3 protein-coding genes are annotated in these 3,275 nt (G+C 43.6%); all 3 read left to right on the forward strand.

Annotated features, from left to right (window positions below; translation table 11 throughout):
• Positions 1-60: 60 nt before the first annotated feature.
• On the forward strand, positions 61-1,764 hold the full coding sequence (locus tag AACY61_RS11040) for a hypothetical protein (RefSeq protein ID WP_339611639.1): 1,704 nt from the start codon (positions 61-63) through the stop codon (positions 1,762-1,764).
• Positions 1,765-1,897: 133 nt separating this feature from the next.
• Complete coding sequence (locus tag AACY61_RS11045) at positions 1,898-2,053, forward strand: hypothetical protein (protein WP_339611640.1); 156 nt, start codon at positions 1,898-1,900, stop codon at positions 2,051-2,053.
• Between the two features lie 16 nt (positions 2,054-2,069).
• Positions 2,070-3,275: proprotein convertase P-domain-containing protein (locus tag AACY61_RS11050; RefSeq protein ID WP_339611641.1), on the forward strand; the 1,206-nt coding region annotated here is incomplete at its 3' end.

Here is a 3,275-nt window from a genome sequence, read left to right on the forward strand (position 1 = left end):
ACTTAAATAATTATAATATATTTATTCCCACAACTAAATAGCCTAGCAGATTCAATATCCATGCATAAAGTATTCATTGCCTTTTTTATTTTTATTGGATTGCAGGGCGTTTCTCAACAAGAGCAGTTACTTAACCTGCCATACCACGAGAAATACCTGTTAATAGAAGAGCTTTATTCAGGTATTCTGGACTTAGAAGATTCCCTGAAAATCAAAAACAAGGTCAACGAAATTACAACCTATGCCCGAACGCATCAGGACCTTGAGCTGGAACTGGAAATGAAACTTTTATGGGCTTATTACCTTACCAAGAAAAAAACAACCCGGGATGCAGGGATGCATGCCTTGCGGGTCCTCCTTCATAAATCTGCCGGACAAGGGATTGCACACATTCGCATAAGGGCACTCAGAGTACTTGCAGAATGTTATTGGAATGATTTTGAAAACTATGAAAGAGCTTTTGAGGTGTACATGCAAATGGAAACACTGCTTCAAAAAGTCACTGCAGAAGCCTATCCTGATAAGCTGATGGACTTAAACCGGATTGCCCTGGCTTATTATTATTTTCAGGATTACCGGCCGGCCATAGCTATTTTAAAGGAAGCTGTTGATATCGAAGAAACACAATTCAATAGCCTTCACAAAGCCAATGCCCTCAATACCCTGGGCTTGTGCTACCAAAAACTTGAAGAATTTGAAGCCTCAGACCGCAACTTCAGAGCTCTATTGGAGTTGCAGTTTCCTGAAACAGTTGAAGTATGGGAACCCATCGCGAAGGGCAACCTGGGCTACAATCACTTTCTCAAAAAAGAGTTTGACGCAGCAGAACCCCTGTTGTTGTATGATACTCAGCAGGCTGAACAGGCAGAAGATTATGGTCTCGCGGCAGGAGCACTCATTCCCCTGGCCGAAATCGCTCTGCTAAAAAACAAGCTGAAGGATGCAGAGGCCTATGCGTATAAAGCCCGCAGGTATATCGCACTTTCCGGGCAAACAGATCGCCTCAGGTTATTGTATCCGGTGCTGGCAAAGCTGTCTGTTAAAACCAACCAAACGGAACAGGCCATGGCCTATCTCGATTCGGCTGTAGGGGCACAAAACAACTACCATCAAAAGTTTAGCGGCCTCAAACTGGTGCGTGCCGAACAGAAAATAAACCGACAGGAAAACAACCTCAAACTCGCAGCCTTCAACCTTGAACGCCAACAAAAACTGCAGGAACGCAACCGGATATTGCTTTTTTTAGCAGTGGTGTTTGTATTGGTTTTTACAGTGTATTTGTATTTAAGAAACAAACACCAAAAAAGATTGAAAGTCCTGCAACGGGCAGAAAGGAACCTGCAGAAAGCCCAACAAAACCTGGATGCTGCCGGGAATCAACTCAAACGCTATGCGCAAAGCAGCATTCAAAAAAACAATTACATCAAGCAACTCGAGGAATCTACCCAACAAGACGATACACGCCGGGTGTTGAACAAACTTAAAAAAACAACCATCCTCACTGACGACGACTGGAACAACTTTCAGAACTTGTTTGAGAAGGCTCACCCGGGCTTTATTCATCAGCTCAAAACCCACTACCACCAACTCAGCCAAACCGAAATCCGTTTACTGGTTCTCTCCAAATTGCTGTTTACTACCAAAGAGATGGCAGCCGCACTGGGGGTATCGGTCAATGCCATTCAGGTAACCCGCCACCGCATCCGTAAAAAACTCGGTCTGGAGGCCGATGTCAAACTCGAATCCCTCATTTCTTCACTTTAAGTACGTTTTTACCTACACTTCTTACACCTTTCTTACGCTTTAAAACAATTACTTAGAGCGTTGTAAGCTTTTTGTAAGCCCTATTATTATAAATGTAGTAGAAGTTAGGTTATATTTATCCAACATTTTTTTAATGAACAGGCGTAAGAAACTAGTATGGGTCATTCTCATTATCTTGTTGGTATTTTCATTTCTGGGGATATGGAAAAAATACAAAGATGAACTCGATGCGATTGATCAAAAAATAGAACAACTGCCGCCGGTTACTTTAAAAGGGAATAAGTATTAACATAACCAACTTTATTATGAAAAAAAGTACCTTTAAGATTTTAACAGTCTTTCTGCTGGCATCGGTAATGGGATGGGCACAACAGCTTCAGACCACTACCGGGCAAACCGAAAACACCACACAAATTCAATCAATCAGTATTGACAACACCCAGCAACAACAGCCCATGGCTGCCGGTACCGCAACCCTACAGGGCGATGGATACAACTATCAAATCATGTCCACCCCGCAGGTGATAACGCATAGCAATTCGCAAGCTGTAAATAGTATTTCAATTTGTGGATCTGGGAACAATTCATATTACAGGGTGTTTGATCTGGATGATGATTTTGGAATTACGACCGACTTTCATGTCAGTGCTGCTGAATTTGGAATAGGATATGTAACAGATCCGGGTGTTCCCGTTCCTTTTACGGTAAATGTATATTCATCAACCGGCACGTTTCCCAATGACACCCGTACTTTACAGGCTTCTGCCGTTTTTATGGCTACGATTGCTAACAGTACTGCAGTTGTTTCTGTTCCGATTTCTGCTACCATCCCATTGGGAGAAAATTTAGTGTATGAAATCGTGATCAATGTAGGTTCAACCGGTGGACAATATGGTGTTGGAGCTAATCCGGCCGGTGAAACAGCCCCCTCCTGGTTTTCAGCTCCCTCATGTGGAATTCCTTCGCCATCAAGCACTGCATTATCGAGTGATCTTGTCATGAACATCGTGGGCAACGAAATCCTCGCCTTTAGTGAGTGTGGAACCCCGCTGGGGCAACCCATACCGGCAGGAGCGCCGGGTGATACATCTGGCCCAATGACACCCTCAGTAGCTACGGTAGTTGCTTCCGGTGTCGTCGGACCCAATTACTATATTGACCGCGTTGAAATGGATATTACTCATACCTGGACCGGTGATCTTATAGTCACTCTGGCAGCACCTGATGGAACAGAGCTTTTGCTGTCTGTAGAGAACGGTGACTCTGATGATAACTACACCAACACGGTATTTCAGGATGGAGGAGCAGATATAACTACAGCCAGTGGACCCTTTACCGGAACCTTCCAACCGGAAGGAGGTACCTTCGCCAATGCCTTCAATGGAGTTGAAGTGAACGGAAATTGGGAATTGCGGGTTCTTGATGATGCAAATGGAGATATTGGAACGTTTAATAATTTCTGTATTTATTTTATACCCAATGAAGCCCCTGTAATCACTTGTACAACCAAT

The sequence above is a fragment of the uncultured Planktosalinus sp. genome, from assembly GCF_963973675.1.
Taxonomy (GTDB): domain Bacteria; phylum Bacteroidota; class Bacteroidia; order Flavobacteriales; family Flavobacteriaceae; genus Planktosalinus.